Origin of the sequence: Phenylobacterium glaciei (assembly GCF_016772415.1) — a bacterium.
Lineage (GTDB): Bacteria > Pseudomonadota > Alphaproteobacteria > Caulobacterales > Caulobacteraceae > Phenylobacterium > Phenylobacterium glaciei.
In genome coordinates, this window is record NZ_JAGSGD010000001.1 from 375,156 (window position 1) to 398,640 (window position 23,485).

At 66.8% G+C, this 23,485-nt stretch carries 25 protein-coding genes and 1 tRNA gene; 12 read left to right on the forward strand and 14 right to left on the reverse strand.

The features are described from left to right. Window positions 1-198 precede the first annotated feature (198 nt). Genes JKL49_RS01845 through pyrC form a run of 3 tightly spaced genes read left to right on the forward strand, consistent with a single transcriptional unit; the run spans window position 199 to window position 3,249 of the window. Window positions 199-408, forward strand: coding sequence for a helix-turn-helix domain-containing protein (locus tag JKL49_RS01845; RefSeq protein WP_215337909.1), 210 nt, complete (start codon window positions 199-201; stop codon window positions 406-408). Further along, window positions 405-2,168, forward strand: coding sequence for a dihydroxy-acid dehydratase (gene ilvD, locus JKL49_RS01850; RefSeq protein WP_215337911.1), 1,764 nt, complete (start codon window positions 405-407; stop codon window positions 2,166-2,168). The genes JKL49_RS01845 and ilvD overlap by 4 nt, the downstream gene beginning before the upstream one ends. After that, window positions 2,155-3,249 (forward strand): dihydroorotase, encoded by a 1,095-nt coding sequence (gene pyrC / locus JKL49_RS01855; protein ID WP_215337913.1) that lies wholly within the window; start codon window positions 2,155-2,157, stop codon window positions 3,247-3,249. Before ilvD ends, pyrC begins: the two co-directional genes overlap by 14 nt. Before the next feature lie 195 nt (window positions 3,250-3,444). On the opposite strand, the gene JKL49_RS01860 is transcribed toward pyrC, so the two are convergent. The 6 genes from JKL49_RS01860 to JKL49_RS01885 all read right to left on the reverse strand — a co-directional run bounded on the left by JKL49_RS01860 (window position 3,445) and on the right by JKL49_RS01885 (window position 7,286). Further along, window positions 3,445-4,542, reverse strand: coding sequence for a tyrosine-type recombinase/integrase (locus JKL49_RS01860; RefSeq protein ID WP_215337915.1), 1,098 nt, complete (start codon window positions 4,540-4,542; stop codon window positions 3,445-3,447). Window positions 4,543-4,544: 2 nt separating this feature from the next. After that, window positions 4,545-5,021 (reverse strand): helix-turn-helix domain-containing protein, encoded by a 477-nt coding sequence (locus JKL49_RS01865; protein ID WP_215337917.1) that lies wholly within the window; start codon window positions 5,019-5,021, stop codon window positions 4,545-4,547. Further along, window positions 5,022-5,249 carry a helix-turn-helix transcriptional regulator gene (locus JKL49_RS01870; protein WP_215337919.1) on the reverse strand — a complete coding sequence of 76 codons (228 nt, stop codon included), beginning with the start codon at window positions 5,247-5,249 and terminating at the stop codon, window positions 5,022-5,024. A gap of 139 nt (window positions 5,250-5,388) precedes the next feature. After that, window positions 5,389-6,096 (reverse strand): hypothetical protein, encoded by a 708-nt coding sequence (locus JKL49_RS01875; RefSeq protein WP_215337920.1) that lies wholly within the window; start codon window positions 6,094-6,096, stop codon window positions 5,389-5,391. A gap of 116 nt (window positions 6,097-6,212) precedes the next feature. Beyond that, window positions 6,213-6,289: transfer RNA gene (locus tag JKL49_RS01880), tRNA-Arg, on the reverse strand. A 46-nt stretch (window positions 6,290-6,335) separates the two neighbouring features. Next, window positions 6,336-7,286, reverse strand: coding sequence for an ABC transporter ATP-binding protein (locus JKL49_RS01885; protein WP_215337922.1), 951 nt, complete (start codon window positions 7,284-7,286; stop codon window positions 6,336-6,338). Window positions 7,287-7,441: 155 nt separating this feature from the next. Between JKL49_RS01885 and JKL49_RS01890 the strand changes: the two genes are divergently transcribed. Beyond that, window positions 7,442-7,690 (forward strand): zinc-finger domain-containing protein, encoded by a 249-nt coding sequence (locus JKL49_RS01890; protein WP_215342644.1) that lies wholly within the window; start codon window positions 7,442-7,444, stop codon window positions 7,688-7,690. An 86-nt stretch (window positions 7,691-7,776) separates the two neighbouring features. Then, on the forward strand, window positions 7,777-8,574 hold the full coding sequence (locus tag JKL49_RS01895; RefSeq protein WP_215337924.1) for an isocitrate lyase/PEP mutase family protein: 798 nt from the start codon (window positions 7,777-7,779) through the stop codon (window positions 8,572-8,574). A 4-nt stretch (window positions 8,575-8,578) separates the two neighbouring features. On the opposite strand, the gene rimM is transcribed toward JKL49_RS01895, so the two are convergent. The 6 genes from rimM to JKL49_RS01925 all read right to left on the reverse strand — a co-directional run bounded on the left by rimM (window position 8,579) and on the right by JKL49_RS01925 (window position 14,574). After that, window positions 8,579-9,100, reverse strand: a complete 522-nt coding sequence (rimM, locus tag JKL49_RS01900) for a ribosome maturation factor RimM (RefSeq protein ID WP_215337926.1) — start codon at window positions 9,098-9,100, stop codon at window positions 8,579-8,581. Window positions 9,101-9,125: 25 nt separating this feature from the next. After that, the gene (gene rpsP, locus JKL49_RS01905; protein WP_215337928.1) at window positions 9,126-9,689 is read right to left on the reverse strand and encodes a 30S ribosomal protein S16; all 564 of its coding nucleotides are present in this window, start codon (window positions 9,687-9,689) and stop codon (window positions 9,126-9,128) included. Between the two features lie 19 nt (window positions 9,690-9,708). After that, window positions 9,709-11,244 (reverse strand): signal recognition particle protein, encoded by a 1,536-nt coding sequence (gene ffh, locus JKL49_RS01910; protein WP_215337930.1) that lies wholly within the window; start codon window positions 11,242-11,244, stop codon window positions 9,709-9,711. Window positions 11,245-11,439: 195 nt separating this feature from the next. Next, a complete protein-coding gene (locus JKL49_RS01915) occupies window positions 11,440-13,560 on the reverse strand; it encodes a M3 family metallopeptidase (protein WP_215337932.1) in 2,121 nt (706 codons plus the stop codon). Between the two features lie 82 nt (window positions 13,561-13,642). Continuing rightward, the gene (locus tag JKL49_RS01920; RefSeq protein ID WP_215337934.1) at window positions 13,643-14,296 is read right to left on the reverse strand and encodes a TetR/AcrR family transcriptional regulator; all 654 of its coding nucleotides are present in this window, start codon (window positions 14,294-14,296) and stop codon (window positions 13,643-13,645) included. A 14-nt stretch (window positions 14,297-14,310) separates the two neighbouring features. Next, window positions 14,311-14,574, reverse strand: a complete 264-nt coding sequence (locus tag JKL49_RS01925; RefSeq protein ID WP_215337936.1) for a hypothetical protein — start codon at window positions 14,572-14,574, stop codon at window positions 14,311-14,313. A gap of 176 nt (window positions 14,575-14,750) precedes the next feature. On the opposite strand from JKL49_RS01925, the gene JKL49_RS01930 reads away from it, so the two are divergent. The 7 genes from JKL49_RS01930 (at window position 14,751) to JKL49_RS01960 (ending at window position 20,875) form a co-directional block, all read left to right on the forward strand. Continuing rightward, window positions 14,751-15,602: a glutamate racemase gene (locus JKL49_RS01930; RefSeq protein ID WP_215337938.1), complete on the forward strand. Its 852-nt coding sequence runs from the start codon at window positions 14,751-14,753 to the stop codon at window positions 15,600-15,602. 14 nt (window positions 15,603-15,616) lie between these two features. After that, window positions 15,617-16,144, forward strand: a complete 528-nt coding sequence (locus JKL49_RS01935) for an SRPBCC family protein (RefSeq protein ID WP_215337940.1) — start codon at window positions 15,617-15,619, stop codon at window positions 16,142-16,144. Between the two features lie 231 nt (window positions 16,145-16,375). Next, window positions 16,376-16,939, forward strand: a complete 564-nt coding sequence (gene ahpC / locus JKL49_RS01940; RefSeq protein WP_215337942.1) for an alkyl hydroperoxide reductase subunit C — start codon at window positions 16,376-16,378, stop codon at window positions 16,937-16,939. Window positions 16,940-17,019: 80 nt separating this feature from the next. Further along, window positions 17,020-18,603 carry an alkyl hydroperoxide reductase subunit F gene (gene ahpF / locus JKL49_RS01945; RefSeq protein ID WP_215337944.1) on the forward strand — a complete coding sequence of 528 codons (1,584 nt, stop codon included), beginning with the start codon at window positions 17,020-17,022 and terminating at the stop codon, window positions 18,601-18,603. 192 nt (window positions 18,604-18,795) lie between these two features. Beyond that, window positions 18,796-19,692, forward strand: coding sequence for a LysR substrate-binding domain-containing protein (locus JKL49_RS01950; protein ID WP_215337946.1), 897 nt, complete (start codon window positions 18,796-18,798; stop codon window positions 19,690-19,692). An 85-nt stretch (window positions 19,693-19,777) separates the two neighbouring features. Then, on the forward strand, window positions 19,778-20,182 hold the full coding sequence (locus JKL49_RS01955; protein ID WP_215337948.1) for a host attachment family protein: 405 nt from the start codon (window positions 19,778-19,780) through the stop codon (window positions 20,180-20,182). Window positions 20,183-20,308: 126 nt separating this feature from the next. Beyond that, window positions 20,309-20,875 (forward strand): PadR family transcriptional regulator, encoded by a 567-nt coding sequence (locus tag JKL49_RS01960; RefSeq protein WP_215906449.1) that lies wholly within the window; start codon window positions 20,309-20,311, stop codon window positions 20,873-20,875. A 7-nt stretch (window positions 20,876-20,882) separates the two neighbouring features. Here JKL49_RS01960 and JKL49_RS01965 read toward each other — a convergent pair whose 3' ends face one another. Next, window positions 20,883-21,383, reverse strand: coding sequence for a GNAT family N-acetyltransferase (locus JKL49_RS01965; protein ID WP_215337950.1), 501 nt, complete (start codon window positions 21,381-21,383; stop codon window positions 20,883-20,885). Window positions 21,384-21,385: 2 nt separating this feature from the next. Next, a complete protein-coding gene (locus JKL49_RS01970; RefSeq protein WP_215337952.1) occupies window positions 21,386-23,452 on the reverse strand; it encodes a prolyl oligopeptidase family serine peptidase in 2,067 nt (688 codons plus the stop codon). Window positions 23,453-23,485 lie beyond the last annotated feature (33 nt).

Here is a 23,485-nt window from a genome sequence, read left to right on the forward strand (position 1 = left end):
CAGACCTCCAATTTCAGAGGGACTTCCGGATCAGACACGACCGGTCGCGCCCGCAGATCGCCTCGCAACCCCAGCAGCGACGAAGAGTCCGAGGTACCTAATGACGTCAAACTTTGTCTATTGACGTATCTTGATGCTAAATGATGTTCAACCCACCGAATTCGCGGTTGGGCACTTAGGATTGAGGCTCGCCTGGCCATGCTCCGCAAACCGCTCCTGACCCTGCAAGAGACCGCCGACCTTCTGAAGCTCAGCCACGCTACCTTGAGAGGGCTGATCAAGACCGGCGACGTGCGCGCTATTCGGATCGGGCGGGAGTGGCGGATCGCCGTGCGTGATCTCGAAGAATTCCTCGACGCCCACGCCAATCGGGCGCCTGGAGCGCACCTCTCGGAGCCGCGGCCATGAACGATAAATCCAACGACCCTGTCCCGAATTTTGACGGGGAACCGGATCGGCTGGACAAGTCCCGGCTGCCAAGCCGGCACACGACGGTCGGCCCCGAACGCGCGCCCCACCGGTCATTCCTCTACGCCATGGGACTCTCGAGCCAGGAGATCGCCCAGCCTTTCGTCGGCGTGGTGACGACCTGGAACGAGGCCGCTCCCTGTAACATGACGCTCTCGCGTCAGGCCCAGGCCGCGAAGCGCGGCGTGACCGCTGCCGGCGGCACACCAAGGGAATTCACGACCATCACCGTCACTGACGGCATCGCCATGGGCCACGCCGGTATGAAGGCGTCTCTGGTCAGTCGGGAGGTCATCGCGGACTCGGTGGAACTTTCGGTCCGCGGCCACTGCTATGACGCGCTTGTCGGGCTTGCGGGCTGCGACAAGACTCTGCCGGGGCTCATGATGGCGATGCTTCGCCTCAATGTGCCGTCGGTCTTCCTCTATGGCGGATCGATCCTGCCGGGCCGGTTTCGCGGAAAGGATGTCACGGTGCTCGACGTCTTCGAGGCTGTCGGCGCCCACGCGGCCGGTACGATCTCCGATGCGGATCTCGCCGAACTGGAAACGGTCGCGTGCCCGTCAGCAGGGTCGTGCGGTGGACAATACACCGCCAACAGCATGGCCTATGTCTCTGAGGCGATCGGTCTTGCCCTGCCCGGCTCGGCCGGAACGCCGGCCCCCTATGAATCCCGCGACCGATACGCCGAAGCCGCAGGCCGCGCGGTCATGGAGCTCCTGAAGAGCGGCATTCGGCCGCGAGATATCGTCACCCGCAAGTCTCTGGAAAACGCCGCCGCCGTGGTTGCCGCCACGGGAGGGTCGACCAATGCCGCCTTGCACCTTCCCGCCATGGCGCACGAAGCCGGGCTCGAATTCGATCTGTTCGACGTCGCGGAGGTCTTCAAGAGAACGCCGTTGATCGCCGATTTGAAGCCGGGCGGGCGTTACCTCGCAAAGGACGTCTACGATATCGGCGGCGTTCCCGTGGTTCTGAAAGCCCTGCTCGATGGAGGTTTTCTGCACGGCGACTGCCTGACCGTGACCGGGCGGACTCTGGCGGAAAACCTTGCAGAGGTTCGCGTCCCCGACGATCAGACCGTGGTCTTTCCAACCGACCGCGCCCTTTCGCCCACGGGCGGGTTGACTGGACTGAGGGGCAACCTCGCGCCCGACGGCGCAATTGTGAAGGTCGCCGGGCTTCACAGGTTAACTTTCAGCGGACCGGCCCGTGTCTTTGATCGCGAGGAAGACGCTTTTGCCGCCGTCATGGCCCGCCGCTATGCCGCCGGCGAGGTGATCGTCATTCGCTACGAAGGCCCGCGCGGCGGACCTGGAATGCGGGAAATGCTCGCCACCACCTCCGCCATCTATGGGCAGGGCATGGGCGAGCAGGTGGCGATGATCACCGATGGTCGCTTCTCGGGCGCAACAAGAGGCCTTTGCATCGGCCATGTCGGGCCGGAAGCCGCGACCGGCGGCCCGATCGCCCTGATCGAAGACGGCGACATCATCGATATCGACGCAGACGCCGGCATCCTGTCGATCCGGCTCGCCGATGCGACCCTGGCGGCGCGGCGGGCCAACTGGTCACCACGCAGGCATGGCTTCCAGTCCGGCTCCATCTGGAAGTACGCGCAGACCGTGGGCGCCGCCCGGCATGGTGCGGTCACCCATCCCGGCGCCGCAGCCGAGGACCACGTCTATGCTGACATCTGACATCGACGCCGCGCCCGTTGAGGCCAGAAATGCGGCGACATGCCTGACGCTTCGGCGACCCGACGACTGGCATGTCCATCTTCGCGATGGGCCGATGCTCGCCTCCGTCGTCAACTACACGGCCCGACAGTTTGCACGGGCCATCGTCATGCCTAACCTCAGTCCGCCGATCACCACGATCGCAGCGGCGAAAGCCTATCGTGATCGAATCCTGGCCGCGCTTGAACCAGGACGGGTCTTCCAACCGCTGATGACCTGCTATCTGACCGACACGATCGAGGCCTCTGAAGTCGAGCGTGGTTTTGTCGAAGGCGTGTTCACCGCCTGCAAGCTCTATCCCGCGCACGCCACGACGAATTCGGATCATGGCGTCACCGACGTGCGGAAAATCTATCCTGTGCTTGAGGTCATGCAGAACATCGGGATGCCGCTGCTTCTACATGGCGAGGTGACGGACCGCCATGTCGACATCTTTGACCGGGAAGCGGTCTTTATCGAACGCATCCTCGGCAAGCTGATCCGGGACTTTCCGGGCCTGAAGGTTGTTTTCGAGCACATTACGACGGTCGACGCGGTGGCCTTCGTCGAAGCCGGAGGCCCAAATCTGGCAGCGACCATTACGCCCCACCATCTGGCAATCAACCGAAACGCCATGTTCGAAGGCGGGATTAGACCGCACTTCTATTGCCTGCCGGTCGCCAAGCGAGAGACGCACAGGCTCGCCTTGCGCCGGGCGGCGACCTCTGGCTCCGCCAAGTTCTTCCTGGGCACGGACTCCGCCCCCCATGCGGTCGGCGACAAGGAGTCGGCGTGCGGGTGCGCGGGAATCTTCAACGCTCCCTTCGCGCTGGAAAGCTATGCGACGGTGTTCGATGAAGAGGATGCGCTCGGGTCTCTCGGAGTCTTTGCGTCAGAAAATGGTCCTCGCTTCTACGGCCTGGCACCCAATGAGAGCATGGTCGTTCTGGAGCGATCTCCGAGCCTGGTCCCCTTGACCGTTGCAGCAGCGGCCACTTTGATCGTGCCGTTCGGCGCCGGCGAAACCCTTCCTTGGCGCTTTGTCGGACCAGCGGTGATTTAGACCAACCTGAGTGTGCGGCGGGTCAGGCTGAAAAGGTCCGCTATTTAGGTCACCGTCAGAACTGCTTTCCACCCATCTCAGAGATTCCCAACGTCCGCTAACGGGCCAGGGGTGGCAGCCGCATTGTAGCCCTGCGGGGCCTCCCAATGGGCACCAAGCGTCAGATTCTATCCACTAGGAGAAAGGCCCTCCCCCTTAGGACCTGCGGCGGGCGAGGAGGGCCATCATCTGGCGGAGGGTCTCTTCCGTCGCCGCGTCGGGGTCGGACTTGCGAACCGCGATGTGCGCCATGACGTCGCCCTGTTCCTCGCGGCTCAAGGCGCCATAGCTGCCCAGGCTGGTCAGGGGACTTTCGTGGCCGAGGCTCTGGCTCCAGGCTTTCAACTCGCGCGGCGACAGTTCGAGGTCATAGGCCAGGCGCATGAGGGTGCGGCGCAGGCTGTGCGGATAGAAGTAGGGCAAGCCCGCCGCCTCGAAGGCCTTCCGGAAGATCGCCCGCACCGGATTGGCGAGAGCCCAGTGATCCCGGCCGAAGCCGGTGGCCTGGAATTGGCCCATGGGGTCCAGACCGATCCGGGTGGCGGGGAAGACCGGATCGTCCGGCCCGAACAGATGAGTTTGGGTCAGTTCCTCCACCCATTCGCGGACGATCAACTCAACGTCTTCGCCGACCGGGAAGAAGTGGCTGGCGAAAGTCTTGGCCGCCTTGGTCTTCACGTCACGGGCGTCCTGGGACACTTGCTTGCGGCCGATATCCAGGCGCTTCAGCTTCAGGGAGATGACGGCGGCGTCGCGCATCCCGGTCAGCAGGATGAAGGCGATCAGGGCGCGGTCACGGCGCTCCAGGGTGGTGGTGGTGGGCATGACGCTCAAAACGTGCCGGACCTGTTCCAGGCTCGGCGAGGGGCGCTCACGCGTCGCCGTGGCCACCCGTGCGTCATTGCGGTTGAGGGTGAAGTACTCGGCGTCGGACATGCGGACCGCCTGACGATAGCCCGGTTCCCGCGACAGCCATTCGAAGAAGGCCTGGACCCCCTTCAGCGTGCCGTAGAGGGTCGCCTTACTCAGAGGCTTTCCGGACGCGGGGCTGGTCTGGCGGGAGAGATCAGCCTTGAAGCTCGTCGCCTGTTCGGGGCGAAAGGTCTTGAAGGCCTTGTATCCGGTGTGGGTCTGGAAGCGGTCGATGGCCGCCGCCGCGATGTCCAGGGTCTCTTCGCTGCGGCCCCGCGCTTCACGCATCCAGATGAGGTAGTCGCGCTTCACACGCTCGTTTTCGGCGTTGCGTTTGATCATGATTATTCCTTCCCGTCGAAGTGGGGTTTCACGGAGGGGTTGGGGCTATGGTCTAGGTGCGATTGCGCTGGCCTCATGCCGACACCGGCAAACCCGGATTCCGCCAGTCGGGGGAGGGAGACGCGCCGGTTCATGGATGCCCCGCAATGGGGACAGGGTGCGCGGATATTGCCGGCCGTTCCCATCAGGGGCGTGACCGTGATCTCCTCCAGCGCCGGGCGGCGGGGCACGCGGCACTTCATGCAATAGATCGAGCCGGGCGGGCAGACGGCGCGACGGGCGGCCCGGCGCTTCTCCAGAAAGGCCCGGAGTTCCTCGCCATAGATCAGCAGGTCGCCGGCGATCTTGACCGCCGGCAGGTCGGCCTTGCACCAGGTCCGGACCGCGCCACGGGTGACGCCGAACAGCGCCGCCACCTCGGCGACGCTGTAGCTCCGGTGGATCTTGGCCTTACGGGGGTTGAGCGAGAGGGGCGCCATTTAGGCGAGGCCCTGGCCGGCGTCCGAGGTGGAGCGGCGGCGCTTGGTCGCCAGCCAGGCGTCCAGGTCGGCGAGGTCATAGACCACCCGGCGGCCGAGCTTCAGGAAGACGGGCCCGCCCCCGAAAACGCGAAGCTTGTTGAGGGTGGAGACGGAGAGACCGACGTGCTGAGACGCGGCCCCGACGGGGACGAGGTTGGAGGGGGCGTTCATGGGGAGGATGGCCATTGCATTGTGCGCGCCGGCAAGTCCCGGCGCTTCGACGCCGTTCCAGATACATGGGCGAAACCGGGTAAGAACCAGGGCGACGTCCAAGTCGCTAGCGCGCGGGTCCCAGACGCTAGCGAGCGGTTCCCAAACGCTAGCGCTAAGGCCTAACCCACTCCGGCAGAAATTCCTTCTGGCGCCATTCCCGAACCCAATTCGTCATGGTCTTGATCGATCTTCCGAGCTTCAACGAATCGGCGACTTTTTTGCCGACCTCTTCGTGACTCAAGGTCGGGTTGGTTCCGACGATCTGTATCGCTTTGGCCAGGGCTTGTTCCTTGATGGTCGCCCTCTTAGCGTTGGTGGCGAGCGCTCCAGCCTTACGGCCTTTGCGATCAGTCTGAAGGGCATCGAGCTTGTCCGCCCATCCAAGACGAGTCGCGGTCATGACCATGTCGATCTGTCCGACCAGCATTGCTCGCACGATGACCTCCGCCATCTTGACGGTGATTGGCTCCCCTTCGAGCGGCACGGGCTCATCCAGGGCGGTTCGGAGGTCCGCGATCGCAGTGAACATCCAATTTGCCGTTGCCAACTTGTTGGAGACGTCGTCCCCGCGCTCCCTGCACACCTCTTCAGCCGCTGATGCTAAGCCAAGGATCAATTCGCTTGGCGTTATGTCGCCTGCCGGCTTGGTGAAGGTCACGCCCTCCTCCCGGAACCACCTGATCGACTGGTTCAGAACGCTGGCCGTGAAATCCTGAAACGCGTCCTTGAAGCGCCGGTCATCAAGAGCAGCCTTGCCGCTGTCGCGCAGAGCTTGCTCCTGGGCCTCCTCTTCGGCGCCAATGTTGGTGCGGCTGGTCACCAGACACACAATCGCGTGAGTCGATCAGGCTGGGAATTGTCCGCGTCGGTGGTGACTAGGTGGTGACTAGCTCCATGCCAACCGCTCCCAAAAACCCACTAAGTCTTTGAAAATGTTGGCGCACCCGACACGATTCGAACGTGTGACCTTTGCCTTCGGAGGGCAACGCTCTATCCAGCTGAGCTACGGGTGCGTTTCGGAAACGCGCTTCTAGCCGAAAGCCGCGCGGAACGGAAGGCTCAGGCGTCGATGGGCGCCGGGGCCGAGGTCAGGGACACGAAGACGTCCTCCAGATCAGGGTCTTCGGTGGCGATATCCTTGATGTGCAGACCCGCGGCGCGCACGGCGGCCAGCACCTGTTCCACGCTGGACTGGCCCGTGCGGTAGGAGACGGCGAAGGCGCCGGCGGCGCGCAGCTTGGTGTCGAAGCCCGGCAGGGTCGGGGCTTGCGTCACCGGCTCCTCCGGGGTCACCACCACATTGCGGATGTCCATCCGGGCCAGCAGGGTGGCGGTGGGCTCGCAGGCGACCACCTCGCCACGGTTGACGATGGCGATCTGGTCGCAGAGTTCCTGGGCCTCTTCCAGGTAGTGGGTGGTGAGCACGATGGTCACGCCCTTGCGGTTCAGCTCCACCACATAGGCCCAAAGCTGCTTGCGCAGTTCGACGTCCACCCCGGCGGTGGGCTCGTCGAGGATCAGCACCGGCGGATTGTGGGTCATGGCCTTGGCCACCATCAGGCGGCGCTTCATGCCCCCCGACAGCTGGCGGACATAGGCGTTGGCCTTGTCGCCGAGGCCGAGCGCATTGAGCAGCTCCATGGTGCGGCGCTCACCCGCGGGCACGCCGTACATGCCGGCCTGGACCTCCAGGCTCTCGCGCGGGGTGAAGAAGGGGTCGGCGGCGATTTCCTGCGGCACCACCCCGATGGCGGCCCGGGCATCGCGGGGCCGCTCGTCGATGTCGCGGCCCCAGATGGAGACGGTGCCGGAGGTCTTCTTGCAGAGTCCGGCCAGGATGTTGATGAAGGTCGACTTGCCCGCCCCGTTGGGGCCCAGCAGGCCAAAGATCGAGCCGCGCGGGATGACCAGGTCGATCCCCTTCAGGGCCTGCATCTCGTTGGTGGTCTTGGTGGCGGGATAGGTCTTCACGAGGCCCTTGGCCTCGATGGCGTAGTCGGGAAGGGTCATGCCGGACTTTTCGAAAACAGGCGCGATTGACGCGTAAAGCTATGGTCGCATACCTAGGCGCACGTGGGCGTATCTCCAAGCGCCCGCCGCCGGAGAGTTTGCATATGGCCCGTAAAGCCGTCCCCGTCCCCAACCAGGGCGCCCACGTCGAAACCATGCCCGCCAAGCCGGCCCTGACCGCCAACTTCCCAGCGCCCGAAACGGTGGTGGTGCGGACCGGTCGGATCGCCTGCGACGGCGTCGGCGGGGCGCTGGGCCATCCGCGGGTCTGGCTGGAGATGGGCGAGGCGACCTTCGTCGAATGCCCCTATTGCGACCGCCGCTTCGTGCTGGCCGCCGGAACTGAGGGCCCTGAAGACGAGCGCTTGGCCCCGGGCGTCTATGAAGGCCCGCACGGGCACTAGGATTTCGCGGGCTGTCTGAGTCCGATAACCGCGAGCATCTCACGGCGGCGCTTCCTATATCCTCTGAACGATAAGAGGAGACGTCCATGAGCCAAGCCGCCGCCTTCAAGGCCCTGCACGCCGGTCCCGAAATCCTGGTCCTCCCCAACGCCTGGGACGCCGCCAGCGCCGCGACCATGGAGGACGCCGGCGCCAAGGCCGTGGCCACCTCCAGCGCCGCCGTCGCCTGGGCGCACGGCTATGCCGACGGGGACTTCTTCCCGGTTCCCCTGGTGATCACCGCCATCGCCGAGATCGCCCGGGTCCTGAAGGTCCCACTGACGGCCGACATTGAGGGCGGCTACACCGATGACCTGGCGAAGTTGGCTGAGACCATCAAGGCGGTGGTGGGCGCGGGCGCGGTGGGGATCAACCTGGAGGATGGCCGGCGCGACGCCGACCTCCATGCCCGCAAGATCGAGGCGACCCGCAAGGCCGCCGACCAGGCCGGCGTCGCCCTGTTCATCAACGCCCGCACCGACGTCTATCTGAAGGGCCTGGCGGAGGGCGAGGCCGCCCAGGCCGAGGTGCTCGCGCGCGCCAGGACCTACGCCGCCGCCGGCGCCGACGGCATCTTCATCCCCGGTCCCACCGACCGGGACCTGCTGGCGGTGTTCGCCAAGGAGATCACTCTGCCGGTCAACGCCATGGCGCGAGGCGGCCTGCCCAACGCGGCGGCGCTGCAGGCGGCGGGCATCCGGCGCCTGTCCTCCGGCGGCGGCCTGTTCGCGGCGGCCTATGGGACGCTGGCCCGCGCCACGGCGGCCTACCTGCAGGACGGGGCGTCCGATCCCCTCACGCCGCTGTCGGAAGGCCTGCCCAGCTTCAACAAGCGTTTCGGCTAGGACCTCAGCCCTCGTCGGCGTCGCCGTCGATCTCGGCGGGGCGCACGGCGATCAGCTTACCCTCGGCGAGACGCACTTCCGGCACCGTCTCGCGGGTGAAGGGCAGCCACCAGCTGGCGCCCATGGGGGGCTGGACCTCGATCAGGTCGCCGGCCCCGAAATCCTGGATGGTCTTGACCTTGCCCATCAGCTCGCCCTCGGGGGTCTCGAGGATCAGGCCCAGCAGGTCGGCGTGATAGAATTCGTCGTCATCGGGCGCGGGCAGGGCCTCGCGGGCGATGAACAGCTTGAGGCCGCGCAGGGCCTCGGCCTGGTCGCGGGTGTCGATTCCCGTCGCCCGGGCGATCACCGCCCCCTTCACCGCCCGCGCCGTGGTGATGGTCAGGCCGGGCGAACCGTCCTCGCGGGTCAGGACCCTGTAGGCGGCCAGCGCCAGGGGGTCCTCGGTGAAGGTGGTGATGCGGATCTCCCCGCGCACGCCGAAGGCTCCGGCGACGCGGGCGACCTGGAGGAGGCGGTCAGCCATGGGACTCCCGCCTCCGTCGCAAGGCTTAGGCTTGTTCCGGGGTCGCGTCGGCGGCGGCCTCGGCGGCCGGTTCGACAGCAGCTTCCTCGGCGGCGGCCGGGGCCTCTTCAGCGGCCGGAGCAGCTTCGGCGGCAGGCGCTTCTTCCGCGGCGGGGGCTTCAGCGGCCGGGGCCTCTTCAACCGGAGCAGCCTCGACAACGGGTTCCGGCTCGGGGGCCGGGGCGTTCTTGGCTTCTTCGATGGCCGCGGCCAGGGCGGCGTCGCGTTGGGCGCGCTCTTCGGTGCGCTCGACGGCCTTCTTGCCGGGCTTGCCCTTGTTGGGGTTGTTGCCGTGTTCCCACTTCACGACGCCGGCCTGGGCCAGGAAGCGCGCGACGCGGTCGGTGGGCTGGGCGCCCTTGGCGATCCAGGCCTGGATGCTTTCCAGCTTCAGGGTGACGCGGGTCGGGTCATCGCGCTTCAGCAGCGGGTTGTAGGTGCCCACCTTCTCGATGAAGCGGCCATCGCGGGGCGAATGGCTGTCGGCGACGACGATGGAATAGTAGGGGCGCTTCTTGGCGCCGCCACGGGCGAGACGGATCTTCAGCATAGGTTAGTCCTTGTTATCTCTATGATTTCTTGAAGGGATTGAAGCCGGGGGGCAGGCCGCCGCCCAGGCCGGGAAGTTTTGGGAGCCCGTCGCCGAGGCCGGGCAGCTTGCCCCCGCCCGCGGCCATCTTGCCGAGCTCTTCGAGTTGGTTCTGGTCGGGCGCGGCCAACCTGCCGCCGCCCAGCGACTTCAGCCGGTCCTGGCCGCCGCCGCCGCCCATCATGCCGGCCATGCGGGCGAAGCCCTTGCCGCCGTCCTTGCTCATCGCCTTGAAGGCGTCGGCCATCTGGCGATGCTGCTTCAGCAGACGGTTGACCTCGGAGACGTCGACGCCGGCGCCCTTGGCGATGCGGCGCTTGCGCGAGGCGGCCAGGATGTCGGGCTTCTTGCGCTCCAGCTTGGTCATCGAGGAGATGATGGCCGCCTGCCGGTCGAGGGCCTTGTCCGAGATATTGGCCTCGGCGATCTGCTTCTTCATCTTCTGGACGCCGGGAAGGAAGCCCATCAGCCCCTCCATGCCGCCCATCTTCTTCATCTGGGCGAACTGGTCGGCCATCATGTCCAGGTCGAACTGGCCCTTGGCCAGCTTCTTTGCCATGGCCTCGGCCTTGGCGACGTCCAGGTCGGCGGTGGCCTTCTCCACCAGGGCGACGACGTCCCCCTGGCCCAGGATGCGGCCGGCCACGCGGGCGGCGTCGAAGACGTCCAGGCCGTCGATCTTTTCCGAGACGCCCAGGAACTTGATGGGCAGGCCGGTGACCGCGCGCATGGACAGCGCCGCGCCGCCGCGGCCGTCGCCGTCGGCCCGCGTCAGCACCAGGCCGGTGAGCGGCAGACGCTCGTGGAAGGCCTTGGCGGTGCGCACCGCGTCCTGGCCGGTGAGGCTGTCGGCCACCAGCAGGGTCTCGGAGGGGTTGGCGATCCGCGCGATCTCGGCGGCCTCGCTCATCATCGCCTCGTCGAGCGTCGTGCGCCCGGCGGTGTCGAGGATGAGGATATCGTAGCCCTGCAGCTTGGCCGCGCTCATGGCGCGCCGGGCGATATCCGGCGCGCTCTGGCCAGCCACGATGGGCAGGGAGTCGACGCCGGCCTGAACCGCCAGGGTCGCCAGCTGCTCCATGGCGGCAGGACGCCGCGTGTCCAGGGAGGCCAGCAGGACCTTCTTGCGGTCCTTGCCGAGCTTGAGGCCCAGCTTGGCCGCCGTGGTGGTCTTGCCCGACCCCTGCAGGCCGGCCATCAGGATCACGGTGGGCGGGTTGAGGCTGATGTTCAGCCCTTCGGCGCCGCCTTCGCCGCCCAGCATCTCCACCAGGCCGTCATAGGTGATCTTGACCACCTGGTCGGCGGGCCGGATCGAGCGGATCACGTCCTGGCCGGCGGCCTTTTCCTTGGCCTTGGCGATGAAGTCACGGACGACGGGCAGGGCGACGTCGGCCTCGAGCAGGGCCACGCGGACCTCGCGCAGCGCCTCGTCGATGTCCTTCTCGGACAGCACGCCACGACCGGAAAGCCGGTCGAAGACGGAAGACAGCCGATCTGTTAGCGCGTCGAACAAAAGTCTCTCCTGTGGCCCAAACGCAATCGACCCCCGTGGACGATCACGTCGACGGGGGGCCTCGCCGCTCTCGTCCCAGATAAGACCTGGGGGCCGTAGCGGTAGAGGGCGCGATTGCTCTGCGCCGGAAGGGCGCGCTTATGCGCTCGCAGGGCCGAAAGGTCAAGGAACCCGGGGTATTGGCCCGGGTCGGCCTCAAGTCGTCGGGAAGCCCTTGTCCCGCAGATAGGCCTTCACGTCCGGATCTCGGCCGCGGAAGCTGCGATAGGCCTGAGCCGGATCGACGGTGTTGCCGATGCTCATGACCTTGTCGTGCAGCCGCTTGGCCACGGTCTTGTCGTAGGGGCCCTTGGCCTCTGTGAAGGCTTCGAAGGCGTCGTGGTCCAGCACCTCTGACCAGAGATAGCTGTAGTAGCCCGCCGAATAGCCGTCGCTGGCGAAGACGTGCTGGAACTGGGGCGTGCGGTGGCGCATCGGCAGTTCCTTTGGCATGTCCAGCTTGGCCAGCTCCTCGCGCTCGAAGGCGTCGGGATCGATGTCGGCGTCGCCGGCCAGGTGCAGCTTCATGTCGATCAGGGCCGAGGACAGGTATTCCGTCACGTTGAAACCCTGTCGGAAGGTGTGGGCCTTCTCGATCTTGGCCACCAGGGCCGCGGGGATCGGCTTGCCGGTCTGGTAGTGGACGGCGAAACGGTTGAGCACCTCCGGCGTCGGCAGCCAGTGCTCGTTGAGCTGGCTGGGGAACTCCACATAGTCCCGCGCCACCGCCGTACCCGACAGGGACGGATAGGTGACGTCGGAGTTCAGGCCGTGCAGGGCGTGGCCGAACTCGTGGAACATGGTGATGCCGTCGTCCCAGCTGATCAGCACCGGTTCCCCGGGCGCGCCCTTCACGAAGTTGGCGTTGTTGGAGACGATGGTGGTGATCTTGCCGCGGAACTTTTCCTGGGCGCGGTAGGCGTTCATCCAGGCGCCCGAGCGCTTGCCCTGACGGGCGTAGGGATCGAAGTACCAGAGGCCCACATGTCTCCCGTCGGCGGCCTTCACCTCCCAGACCTTGATGTCGGGATGGGCCACGGGGACGTCGCTGATGGGGACGAAGCTGAAGCCGTACAGCTGGCCGGCGGCCCAGTGCATGCCTTCGCGCAGCTTATCCAGCTGCATGTAGGCCTTCACCTCGTTCATATCGAGGTTGTAGCGCTCGGCGCGCACCTTCTCGGCGTAGAAGCGGTAGTCCCAGGGCTCGATCTTCAGCCCGGCCTTTTCCTTGTCGGCGATGGTCTGCATCTCGGCCACCTCCTGCCGGACCCGGGCGATGGCCGAGGGCCAGACCCGCATCATCAGGGCCATGGCGTTTTCGGGCGTCTTGGCCATGGCGTTCTCCAGCCGCCAGTGGGCGTGGGTCGGATAGCCCAGCAGCTTGGCGCGCTCGACGCGCAGCTTGAGGATCGTCTTGATGGTGGCGTTGTTGTCGTGGGCGTCGCCATTGTCGCCACGGCTGTAGAAGGTGCGCCAGACCTTTTCCCTCAGGTCGCGCCGGGTCGAATAGGTCAGGAACGGATCGATCGAGGAGCGGGTGTTGAGGATGGCGAACTCACCCTTGTGGCCGCGTTCCTCGGCCGCGCCGGCGCAGGCGTCGCGCACGTCGTCGGGCAGGCCCTTCAGCTCGCTCTCGGTGCGCAGGTAGAGGACGTAGTCGGTCTCGTCGGCCAGCAGGTTCTGGCTGAAGGTGGTGAAGTTATTGGCCAGCTCCTGGTTGATCGCCGCCACCCGGGCCTTGGCCTCCGGCGACAGCCGGGCGCCGGCGCGCACGAAGCGGTTCCAGTAGAGCCAGGTCAGCCGCTGCTGTTCGGGCGTCAGACCCGACCTCTCGCGGGCGTCGTAGACCGCCTCGATGCGTTTGAAGAGCGCGCCGTTCTGCAGGATCTTGTCGCCATGGGCCGCGTCCTTGGGGGCCATGACCTTCTCCACCGCCCGCATCTCCGGCGTCGAGAGCGTGCCGCTCCAGATGCCGTAGAGGGTGTCGACGCGGTTCTTGGCGTCGCCGGTGCGTTCCAGGGCCTCGATGGTGTTGCCGAAGGTGGGCGGCTCGCGATTGGCCGCGATGGCGTCGATCTCGGCCAGCTCCGAGGCCATGGCCGCCTCGATGGCCGGGGCGAAGTCGGCGACCTTGACCTTGTCGAAGGGCGGGACCCCGCCATAGGGCCCCGTCCAGGGGGCGGAGAGGAGGTCGGCGTCGGCGGCGAGGCTCATGGTGGGGACCAGGGTTGCGGCGGCCAGGGCGCTGGACGCGGCGAGGAACGTGCGCCGATGCATGAAGGCTCCGAAAAAAACGGCTCAGGGAGGCGCGACCTTAGGCACGATGTAACCGGACGTCACATGACAGGACCGTAATGTCCTAGTTTGGGCGTTGCAGCGCCTGATGGGCCGCCTCGAAGGCGTCGCGGCTGATCTTGCCGGCCTCGCCTGGGGTCAGACCGAAGGCGATCAGCATCAGGGATACCAGATCCACGGCGTGATCGGGGCCGACCTCCCCTAACACCATGTCGCGCTGGCCCATGCGGAAGGCGCCGAAGGCCAGGTTGCGGGCGGCGGCAACATCGCATTGGCGGAAGCGGCCGCTGGCGACGGCGGCGGCATAGATGGCGTCAAAGCGCGCCTCGAACACCGCCTGGCGCGGAATCGCCGTGGCCTCGATCTTCAGGGCCAGCCAGCCGCGCACCGGATCCAGGGTGAAGGCCGCGAAGATGCGGTGGATGACCGTGGAGAGCAGGACCGCTGGATCATCGATCCCGGTCCGGATCGGCTCCAGGGTCTTGTCGAGAGCCTCGGAAATCTCGGTGTTGAGGGCGTGGAGCAGGTCCTCGAAGGTCGGGAAGTAGTTGTAGAAGGTGCCCCGCGAGACGCCGGCGGCGGCGACGAAGTCCTCGATGGACGAGGCCTCCGGGCCCTTTTCGGCGATGACCGTCATCGCCGCCTCGATCAGGCGCGCGCGGGTCTGCGCGCGGCGGTTTTCGGCCGCCGCGGCGCGGGCTTCGTGATTGACCCTCATGGGGCGTCGAGGGGTCAGGCGGCCTCCGGCAGGTATTGCTTGAGGGCCTGTGCGGCGGCCAGGGAAAGCGGATCGCGCTGGATTTCCAGGACGTCGATCTCATGGGCCAGGGCCGCGGCGATTTCGCGGTGGGCCAGGGGAGAGAGTTCCAGCATCGCCTTGGTGGAGGCGCGCGCCAGGGCCAGCGCGGTGGCGAGGTCGACTTCGACCCCGACAATCCAGGTGGACTCAGGGTCGTCCTTGGGAAGTCCGGGACGCGCGGAGAGGGGAATAGCCATAGCTTTGAGTTGATCTCGGGGAGGAGGGACAAGCCAGGCTTGGGGAGGACTGGCCAATTGGGAATGACGCTTATGTCAGGCTGACATTGCTGTCAATAGTGGGTAACCATGTTCAGTGAACCTGTCCGCCAGAGACCGCGCTGGACGCTGCCGCGCCGGAAGGTTAAGCGCGATCCATGGCCATTGGCGTTTTCGATTCCGGGGTGGGCGGGCTGACGGTGCACCGTCGGCTGGTGGACCGCTTCCCGCAGGCAGACCTAATCTACCTCGCCGATCAGGCCAACACGCCCTATGGCGGCCGCGAGGGGGAGGAGATCGTCGATCTTACCCGCGCCGGCTGCGAGGCGCTCTTCGACCGCGGCTGCGATCTGGTGGTCCTGGCCTGCAACACCGCCTCCGGCGTGGCGCTTCGGCGTCTGCAGCAGACCTGGCTGCCGGGCTACCGGAAGGAAAAACAACGCTCGGTGAATGTGCTCGGCATTATCGTGCCCACAATCGAGGCCGCCACCGGCCTGCCGTGGGAGCACGAGGCCGACCGCCGGGGCGACAAGGTGGAGAAGCTGGACGTGCTGGCGGTGTTCGCCACCCCGGCCACCGCCCGTTCCCGGGTCTACGAGATCGAGATCGACAAGCGCCGCCAGGACGTGGCCGTCTTCTCCGAGCCCTGCCCGGACCTTGCCCGCATGATCGAGACGGGCGCCGGCGCCGTGGAGCTGGCCACCCAGGTCGAGGCCCACGTCAAGGCCATCAGCACCCGCATCGGCCGCGCCCCTGACCGCGCGATCCTGGGCTGCACCCACTACGAGATGGTGGCCGACATGTTCCGCGCGGCGTTGACGCCCGGCACCCCGCTGATCCACCAGCCCGAGGCCACCGCCGACGCCCTGGAGGCCTATCTGGCCAAGCATCCGGAATACACCGCCGGCGACACCGGCCGCCGCGTGTTCCTCACCACCGGCAACCCCGGCGCCCAGCACACGCTGGTGGAGACTTTCTGGGGGGCTCCGCTAAGCTTCGAGCAGGCTTAGCAAGGAGTGCTTCCATGAAGACCGTGCTGGTGGCCCTGGCCGCCCTGTCGCTGGCCGGCGCCGCGCGCGCAGAGGTGGCCGACCAATCGTCCCAGGGCTTCGAGGTCCGCCATGTGGTCACCATCGCCGCCCCGCCGGCCAAGGTGCGCGCCGCCGTCCTGCAGCCGGCCGCCTGGTGGAGCTCCGCCCACAGCTGGTCGGGGGACGCCAAGAACCTCTCCATCGACCTGGCGACCGGCTGCTTCTGCGAGACGCTGAAGGGCGGCTTCGTGCGCCATATGACTGTGGTCTATGCCGGCCCCGACGCCCTGCGCCTCTCGGGCGCGCTGGGTCCCCTGCAGTTCACCGGCGCCAGCGGCCACCTGGCCTTCACCTTCAAGCCCGGCGCAGATCCCACAACCACGGTTCTCACCGTCACCTACGACGTCGGCGGCTACGCCAAGGGCGGGCTGGCCGAGCAGTGGGCCAAGCCGGTGGATGGCGTCATCGGCGAGCAGGTGGGCCGACTGAAAAAGCAGATTGAGACCGGCAAGCCGGACTGAGGCGTCTCCCCTCTGCTGCGATGCGGTCGAAACAGCCAAGCTGTTGTTTTGGCGAAGACGTGCGGCGTCCGGCGGGCCGGCCTCAAAAACCCTTGTGCCGCAAAGAAACGCGAACCACTCGCCAGGGATGTATAGATAGATAAAATCTATCCCAATTCCAAAGATTATCAATTTCCCCGATGCTGCGGCGCCGTATAGAACCCGGGCTCCATTCCGAACCAAGGAGCTCGCGTGTCGCTTATCAATACCGAAATCAAGCCGTTCAAGGCCGACGCTTTCCAAGCCGGCAAGTTCATTTCCGTGTCGGACGCCGACCTGAAGGGCAAGTGGTCGGTGGTGTTCTTCTACCCGGCCGACTTCACCTTCGTATGCCCCACCGAGCTTGAGGACCTGGCCGACAACTACGCCGAGTTCAAGAAGCTGGGCGTGGAGATCTACAGCGTCTCCACCGACACCCACTTCGCCCACAAGGCCTGGCACGACACCTCCGAAGCCGTGAAGAAGATCGACTACGTCATGGTGGGCGACCCCACCGGCGTGATCACCCGCAACTTCGACGTCATGATCGAAGAGGCCGGCCTCGCCGACCGCGGCACTTTTGTGGTCGACCCCGACGGCAAGATCCAGATCGTCGAGATCACCGCCGGCGGCATCGGCCGTGACGCCATCGAGCTGCTGCGCAAGGTCAAGGCCGCCCAGTACGTCGCCTCGCACCCCGGCGAGGTCTGCCCCGCCAAGTGGCAGGAAGGCGAGGCCACCCTGGCCCCGTCCCTGGACCTGGTCGGCAAGATCTAAGCCTGCCCGCGTGGCCGCCGTTCATGGGAACGGCGGCCACGCACCCTCTCCCAATTCCCGCGTCCCCACCGGAGTCCGTCATGTTGGATCAAGGCCTGAAGTCCCAGCTCAAGACCTATCTGGAGAACCTGCGCCATCCCGTGGCCCTGGTCGCCAGCCTCGACGCCTCGGCCAAGTCGGCTGAGCTCAAGGCCCTGCTGGCCGACATCGCGGAAGCCTCCGACAAGATCATCCTCCGCGAGGACGGGACCGATGCGCGCGTGCCCTCCTTCACCGTGGGGGCCGAGGGGTCTGAGCCTCGCGTGACCTTCGCGGGCCTGCCCATGGGCCACGAGTTCACCTCGCTCGTCCTGGCCCTGCTGCAGGCCGGCGGCCACCCGCCGCGCGTGGAGGCCGACGTCATCGACCAGGTGAAGGCGCTTGACGCCGACTTCACCTTCGAGACCTATTTCTCGCTCACCTGCCAGAACTGCCCCGACGTGGTGCAGGCGCTCAACCTGATGAGCGTGCTGAACCCGCGCATCCGCCACACCGCCATCGACGGCGGCCTGTTCCAGGACGAGGTCGAGGCCCGCAAGATCATGGCCGTGCCCACCGTCCTGCTGAACGGCCAGCCCTTCGACCAGGGCCGCATGAGCCTGGAGCAGATCCTGGGCAAGCTGGACACCGGCGCGGCGGCCCGTGACGCGGCGAAGATCGGCGCCAAGGGGGTCTTCGACGTGCTGGTGGTGGGCGGCGGCCCGGCCGGCGCGGCGGCGGCGGTCTATGCCGCCCGCAAGGGCATCGTCACGGGCCTGGCGGCCGAGCGTTTCGGCGGCCAAGTGCTGGACACCATGGACATCGAAAACTTCATTTCCGTTCCGTACACCGAAGGCCCGAAGTTCGTCTCCGGCCTGCAGCAGCATGTCGGCGACTACGCCGTCGATGTGATGAACCTGCAGAAGGCGGCCAAGCTGATCCCGGCCCGTGCGGCCGGCGACCTCAATGAGATCGTATTGGAGAACGGCGCGGTGCTGCGCGCCAAGACCCTGATCCTGGCCCCCGGCGCCCGCTGGCGGCAGATGGGCGTCCCTGGTGAGGAGCAGTATCGCAATTCGGGCGTGGCCTATTGCCCGCACTGCGACGGTCCGCTGTTCAAGGGCAAGCGGGTGGCGGTGATCGGCGGCGGCAATTCCGGCGTCGAGGCGGCCATCGACCTGGCCGGCATCGTCGCCCATGTCACCCTGATCGAATACGACAGCCAGCTGCGCGCCGACGCGGTGCTGCAGCGCAAGCTGGCCAGCCTGGGCAATGTCACCATCATCACCTCGGCCCTGACCACCGAGGTGCTGGGCGACGGCGCCAAGGTGAACGGCCTGGTCTATCGCGACCGCGCCACCGAGGCCCTGCACACCGTCGAACTTGAGGGGATCTTCGTGCAGATCGGCCTGGTCCCCAACACCGAGTGGCTGGAGGGCGCCATGGCGCTGTCCCCGCGCGGCGAGATCGAGGTGGATGGCCATGGGGCCACCTCGGTTCCCGGGGTCTTCGCGGCGGGCGACGCCACCACCACGCCCTTCAAGCAGATCGTCATCGCCGCCGGTGACGGCGCCAAGGCCGCGCTGTCAGCCTTCGACTACCTGATCCGCCTGCCCACCGAGGCGACGGAAGCGGTGGCGGCCTAATTCCCTAACCTTTGATCGTCATGGCCGGGCTTGTCCCGGCCACCCATGATCTCCGAGATTCAGCAAGTCGCCACGGCGGCCGCCGCGCTGTCTGCGGACGGGCGGAGATCATGGGTCCCCGTGACAAGCCCGGGGATGACGAATTGGGCTATGCTCTCTCAATCGATGCCGGCCTTTCCATAGATTGACCCCATGCTCCCCACCATCCGCCAGCTGCAGTATCTGAAGTTCCTCGCCGAGCAGGGGGCGTTCGGGAAGGCCGCAGAGGCCGCCCACGTCACCCAGCCCACCCTATCGGCCGGCATCCAGGAACTCGAGCGCACCCTGGGCGCGCCCGTCGTCGACCGCGCCCGCTCCGGCGTGATCCTCACGGCGGTGGGGGAGGCCGCGCTCACCCGCGCCAACACCATCCTCAACGAGGCCGAGGAGCTGATGCATGCGGCCAAGAACGCCAGCCAGCCGCTCACCGGCCGCTTCCGCCTGGGGGTCATCCCCACCATCGCCCCCTTCCTGCTGCCCAAGGCCCTTCCCCTGCTGCGGTCGCGGTTCCCCAAGCTGCGGCTCTATCTGCGCGAGGACCTCACCCAGCGGCTGATCGCGGCGCTCAAGGCCGGTCAGCTCGACGCGGCGCTGATCGCCCTGCCCTTCGATATGCAGGGCCTGGCCCATGCCCACGTTTCGGACGACGAGCTTCTCGCCGCCATTCCCGCCGACCACCCCCTGGCCAACCAGCTGGAATTCCCGCCCTCGGCCATGGAGGGCGAGGACCTGATCCTGCTGGAGGACGGCCACTGCCTGCGCGACCATGTGCTGTCGGCCTGCGGGCTCAAGCCGCCAAAGGCCACCGGCGACGAGGAGGCCTTCGCCGCCACCTCCCTGCCGACCCTGGTGCAGATGGTGGGCTCAGGCCTTGGGGTCACCTACCTGCCGGCCATGGCGGTGGAGGCGGGCCTGACCCAGGCCGCCCACGTCGCCGTCCGCCACCTGCGGGCCGACCATCCCAGCCGCGAGATCGTGGTGGCCTGGCGGTCCGGCTCCAGCCGAGGCGCCGAGGGCCGATTGCTGGCCGAGACCCTCCGCGAGGCTTGAGTGGCCGGCTTGAGCCAGATCATGGCGGGACCGATTGGCTGCGTCAGACGTTCCGGGAAGGACTTTCCATTCATCGGAGCAAGACATGCAACTTCCCAAGGGCGCGACGGTCGCCGTCGCTGACGGCGCCACACTCCACATCTACCGCAATGGCGGCGACGAACTTCACGCCAAGCTGACGCTTCAGCCAGCGGCCGAGCTGGAGCTGGTGGACGGCAGCGCCGGCAGCCATCACGGGTCCAGCGCGGGCAATCCCGATGACAGCACCCAGATCGAGGACGGCTTCGCGGCCTCCACCGCCGGCTGGCTCAACAGCCAGGTGCTGAGCGGCAAGATCGGCGACCTCTTCATCATCGCCGCGCCCAAGACCCTGGGCGAGCTTCGCCGCCACTACCACAAGGCTCTGGAGGCCAAGCTGCTGGGCGAGCTGGCCAAGGACCTGACGGGTCACGCCGTCGGCGATATCGAGACCGCCATAGCCAAGGCCTGAACGCATCCGGGGCGGGCCTCGCCCGTCCCGGATCGCCGATCGCGACCTATTTCGATATATCGCTATTGCATTCCGATCTTGATTAGATATATCTGCAATATCGATATGTCTAAATAGGATCTGAAAATGCATAGACACTTCTCTCACCGACACGAACATCGCAGCCGCCATGGCTTCGGCGGACATCTGCGCGAACACCTTCGCGGCGGGCGCAGCGGCGAACGCGCCGGCCGCATCGGCCGGCTGCTGGAACATGGGGACCTTCGGTTCCTGGTCCTGGCCCTGCTGGCTGAGAAACCCCGCCATGGCTACGAGGTCATGCGCGAACTGGAAGATCGCACCGGCGGCGCCTATCGGCCCTCGCCCGGCGTCATCTACCCCACCCTCTCCCTCCTGGAAGACGAGGGCTTCGTGGTCCCCATCGCCGCCGAAGGCGGACGCAAGGCCTATGAAGCGACGGCCGCCGGCAAGGAGGCTCTCGAAGCCAACCGCGCTTCGGTGGACGCCATCTTCGCCCGCCTGGACGACGCCGCCGAACACTCCTCCGGCGCCCGGCCCAAGCTGCAGCGCGCCATGCAGAACCTCGGAACTGCGCTACGCCTGCGCATGCAGCGCGGCGGCGTGACCGAAGATCAGGTGGACGCCATCGCCGCGGCCATCGACGAGGCCGCCTCGAAGATCGAGCGGATCTAGGACCGGACTATAGGTCCCGGGTGAAGTAGAGCGCCAGGTCGTCGTCCACCATGACCTCCTGCATCGGCGTGACGGTCATGCCGTTCCAGGCGATGCCGCGGCCGTCCGGCAGGTAGCCTCTCAGCACGTAGAGGCGCTGGGCCGGACCGTAGTCGGGATAGAGGCCCACCCCGATCCCGGCGGTCTTGCCCCGGGTGCCGATCAACGCCTCGGCGGCGTCCATCAAGGCCGTGCCGATCCCCTGGCGGCGATAGCGGGGCAGGACGTTGAAGTCCTGGATCTCCGGAATCCCCGCCACCCGGAAGGGCTCGTACTGCGGGACCCAGACCACGGTCAGGTAGCCCGCGAAGTCCCCGTCGACCCGCGCCACCAGCACCGGCCGGTCGCCCGAGGTCTGTTCCTCCAGGTAGCGGACATACTGCCCCTGCGGCTTATCCCAGCCGATGTCGGTGAACGCCTGCGCGATCAGCGGCGGGTCCTCCGGCCGCAGGGGCGTGATTTCCAGCATGGTCAGTCCATCAGCTTCTGGGCCAGGTACACATAGTGCCGGGCCCAGCGGCGGGCGTTCAGCTCGGGATCGGCGTCGTTGGCGTGACCGCCGAAGGTCTGCTCGTAATAGAGATAGGGGATGCCCATGGCCTCCAGCCGGGCGGCGAACTTCCGCGCATGGCCCGGGTGGACCCGGTCATCGCGGGTGTTGGTGGTGATATAGGGCTCGGGATATTTCACCCCGGCCTTGAGGTTCTGGTAGGCCGAGTACTTGGCGATGAAGGCCCGGTCGGCCGGCGCATCGGGGTCGCCATACTCCCCGATCCACGACGCCCCCGCCGACAGCTTGTGATAGCGCAGCATGTCGATCAGCGGGCTCTCCACCACGATGGCGTTCCACAGTTCCGGGCGCTGGGTCATGGAGACGGTGGTCAGCACCCCGCCGTTGGAACGGCCATAGATGCCAAGCCGGCGCGCCGAGGTGATCTTGCGCGCCGCCAGGTCCTGGGCCACGGCCGCGAAGTCGTCGAAGGACAGCTGCCGCTTCTCCCGCAGCACGCTGTCGTGCCAGGCCGGACCGAACTCGCCGCCGCCGCGGATATTGGCGATCACATAGGCGCCGCCCCGCTCCAGCCAGATCTTGCCCATCTCGGGCAGGTAGATCGGCGGCTTGGCCACCTCGAAGCCGCCATAGCCGTACATGATGGTGGGCAGCGACCCGTCGAGCTTGGCCCCCTTCGGCAGAACCACGAAATAGGGGATCTTCGCCCCGTCGGACGAGGTCGCCCAATACTGTTTCACCTCATGGGTCGCGGCGTTGAACCGAGCGGGCAGGGCCTTGACCGGGGCGGCCTTGCCGGTCTCCGCATCGGCCAGCCACAGGCTGGTGGGATCGAGGAAGCCCTCCGCGGCCACGAAGACCTTGTCGTCGTCACCGGAGGTGGAGCGCACCGTGAAGGTGGCGTCCTGGGGCAGGGCCAGCCGCGTGGGGGTCCACTTGCCGTCCTTGCGGTCATAGGTGTCGACCGCCCCCTTCACCTCGTCCAGCAGGTTCACCACCAGCCGGCCGTGGGTCGCATCCACCTCCGTGATCGCCTGGCGCGGGCCAGGCTGGAAAACCAGAACAGGCTTGGCGCTCCCGGCCTTCAGCGCCTTTAGGTCATAGGCGATGAGGGCGCCGGCCCCGAAACCGCCCCAGGTCTCCTTCAGTTGGAAGATCGCCTGGCCGTCGACATAGGCCTGGTATTCCGCCTTTTTCGGCAGGGAGATGGGCAGGGTCTTGCCGCCCTCCAGCAGCACGAACTCGTTCTCGAAGAAGGTCAGGCCCCGCCGCGCCATCAGCCCGTAGGCCTTGCCGCCCGCGCCGCGCAGGACGATGGGAGTGACCCCGACATCGCTCTGCTGGCCGCGATAGATTTCGCGGGCGACGCCGTCGCGGGTCACGGTGCGGACGATGTAGGCATAGCCGGAGGGGGTCTCGTCACCTGGCGTCCAGATGCGGCTGACCAGCAGGGTGTCGCCGTCGATCCAGTCCAGGTTCTGCTTGCCCTGGGAGAAGCGGAAGCCGTGCTCGACGAAGGCCTTCTTGGCCGTATCGAACTCGCGCACTTCCACCGCGTCGCCGCCGCCGTCGGACAGCTCCACCAGGCACAGGGTCTCGGCCGGCTTCAGGCAGGTGGCGCCCTTCCAGATCCAGTTCTTGCCCTCGGCTTTCGACAGGACATCGAGGTCGAGCAGGGTCTCCCACGCGGGGTCCGCGCTGCGGTAGGACGCGAGCGTCGCGTGACGCCAGACGCCATGGGTGTGGGCGTCATCCTGCCAGAGATTGTCCACCCCGCCGGTCCGGAAGGTGGGCCACGGGATGCGGTCCTTGGCGGTGAAGATGGCGCGCGCCTGCGCGAGGAACGTCCCGTAACGGGGATCGGTCTCCAGCCGCTTGGCGGACTTGGCGTTCTGGCCCTCGACCCAGGTCAGGGCCTTGGGACCGTCGACCTCCTCCAGCCACGTGAAGGGGTCGGCGGGGGCTTGGGCATGCGCCATGGGGGCCAGCAACAGGGCGCCGGTCAGCGCGGTCAGAAACACTTTCATGGGCCAAATCTAGGGCCCCGCAGCAGGTCCTGT

Bases quoted from the DNA above. Each gene is read 5' to 3' on its own strand.
- JKL49_RS01845 (WP_215337909.1), top strand. From the start codon at position 199: ATGCTCCGCAAACCGCTCCTGACCCTGCAAGAGACCGCCGACCTTCTG.
- ilvD (WP_215337911.1), top strand. From the start codon at position 405: ATGAACGATAAATCCAACGACCCTGTCCCGAATTTTGACGGGGAACCG.
- pyrC (WP_215337913.1), top strand. From the start codon at position 2,155: ATGCTGACATCTGACATCGACGCCGCGCCCGTTGAGGCCAGAAATGCG.
- JKL49_RS01860 (WP_215337915.1), bottom strand. From the start codon at position 4,542: ATGATCAAACGCAACGCCGAAAACGAGCGTGTGAAGCGCGACTACCTC.
- JKL49_RS01865 (WP_215337917.1), bottom strand. From the start codon at position 5,021: ATGGCGCCCCTCTCGCTCAACCCCCGTAAGGCCAAGATCCACCGGAGC.
- JKL49_RS01870 (WP_215337919.1), bottom strand. From the start codon at position 5,249: ATGGCCATCCTCCCCATGAACGCCCCCTCCAACCTCGTCCCCGTCGGG.
- JKL49_RS01885 (WP_215337922.1), bottom strand. From the start codon at position 7,286: ATGACCCTTCCCGACTACGCCATCGAGGCCAAGGGCCTCGTGAAGACC.
- JKL49_RS01890 (WP_215342644.1), top strand. From the start codon at position 7,442: ATGCCCGCCAAGCCGGCCCTGACCGCCAACTTCCCAGCGCCCGAAACG.
- JKL49_RS01895 (WP_215337924.1), top strand. From the start codon at position 7,777: ATGAGCCAAGCCGCCGCCTTCAAGGCCCTGCACGCCGGTCCCGAAATC.
- rimM (WP_215337926.1), bottom strand. From the start codon at position 9,100: ATGGCTGACCGCCTCCTCCAGGTCGCCCGCGTCGCCGGAGCCTTCGGC.
- rpsP (WP_215337928.1), bottom strand. From the start codon at position 9,689: ATGCTGAAGATCCGTCTCGCCCGTGGCGGCGCCAAGAAGCGCCCCTAC.
- JKL49_RS01915 (WP_215337932.1), bottom strand. From the start codon at position 13,560: ATGCATCGGCGCACGTTCCTCGCCGCGTCCAGCGCCCTGGCCGCCGCA.
- JKL49_RS01920 (WP_215337934.1), bottom strand. From the start codon at position 14,296: ATGAGGGTCAATCACGAAGCCCGCGCCGCGGCGGCCGAAAACCGCCGC.
- JKL49_RS01925 (WP_215337936.1), bottom strand. From the start codon at position 14,574: ATGGCTATTCCCCTCTCCGCGCGTCCCGGACTTCCCAAGGACGACCCT.
- JKL49_RS01930 (WP_215337938.1), top strand. From the start codon at position 14,751: ATGGCCATTGGCGTTTTCGATTCCGGGGTGGGCGGGCTGACGGTGCAC.
- JKL49_RS01935 (WP_215337940.1), top strand. From the start codon at position 15,617: ATGAAGACCGTGCTGGTGGCCCTGGCCGCCCTGTCGCTGGCCGGCGCC.
- ahpF (WP_215337944.1), top strand. From the start codon at position 17,020: ATGTTGGATCAAGGCCTGAAGTCCCAGCTCAAGACCTATCTGGAGAAC.
- JKL49_RS01950 (WP_215337946.1), top strand. From the start codon at position 18,796: ATGCTCCCCACCATCCGCCAGCTGCAGTATCTGAAGTTCCTCGCCGAG.
- JKL49_RS01955 (WP_215337948.1), top strand. From the start codon at position 19,778: ATGCAACTTCCCAAGGGCGCGACGGTCGCCGTCGCTGACGGCGCCACA.
- JKL49_RS01960 (WP_215906449.1), top strand. From the start codon at position 20,309: ATGCATAGACACTTCTCTCACCGACACGAACATCGCAGCCGCCATGGC.
- JKL49_RS01965 (WP_215337950.1), bottom strand. From the start codon at position 21,383: ATGCTGGAAATCACGCCCCTGCGGCCGGAGGACCCGCCGCTGATCGCG.
- JKL49_RS01970 (WP_215337952.1), bottom strand. From the start codon at position 23,452: ATGAAAGTGTTTCTGACCGCGCTGACCGGCGCCCTGTTGCTGGCCCCC.